This is a genomic window from Bacteroides sp. AM37-9 (genome assembly GCF_003603455.1).
In the GTDB taxonomy this organism is placed as follows: Bacteria; Bacteroidota; Bacteroidia; order Bacteroidales; family Bacteroidaceae; genus Bacteroides; species Bacteroides xylanisolvens.
The window spans coordinates 3,549-3,914 of record NZ_QTNF01000001.1; the positions used below are offsets into that span (position 1 = coordinate 3,549).

The window sequence follows — 366 nt, forward strand, 5'->3', positions numbered from 1 at the left end:
CGTTGACCCTCTGCGTGCAAGGCAGATGCTCTAGCCAGCTGAGCTAATCCCCCAAGAGGTTGTTCAAGAATGTTGTTTTTAGTTTTTAGCTTTTAGCTGTCACTATTCCTCGTTCTTGAGCTTGGTAGTCCCAGGCAGAGTTGAACTGCCGACCTCTACATTATCAGTGTAGCGCTCTAACCAACTGAGCTATAGGACTAGTTCAACCTTGTCTACCTTTCGTCTAGACTCGGCTTCTTTTTTCTCTTGTTTATCTCTATCTATAATACTATAGATGGTTGATCTATATTTATAAATAAACAAGTACCAGTAGTACAAAAAACAGAACCTTTAAAGTCTATAAGTGACTGTCACGGTTGTGACAGT

2 tRNA genes (1 of these 2 cut by a window edge) are annotated in these 366 nt (G+C 40.7%); both read right to left on the reverse strand.

Features of this window, described 5'->3' with window-relative positions:
* A tRNA-Ala gene (locus DW862_RS25735) sits at positions 1-53 on the reverse strand; it reaches 79 nt to the left of the window's first position.
* Between the two features lie 69 nt (positions 54-122).
* A tRNA-Ile gene (locus tag DW862_RS00015) sits at positions 123-199 on the reverse strand.
* Positions 200-366: the final 167 nt, after the last annotated feature.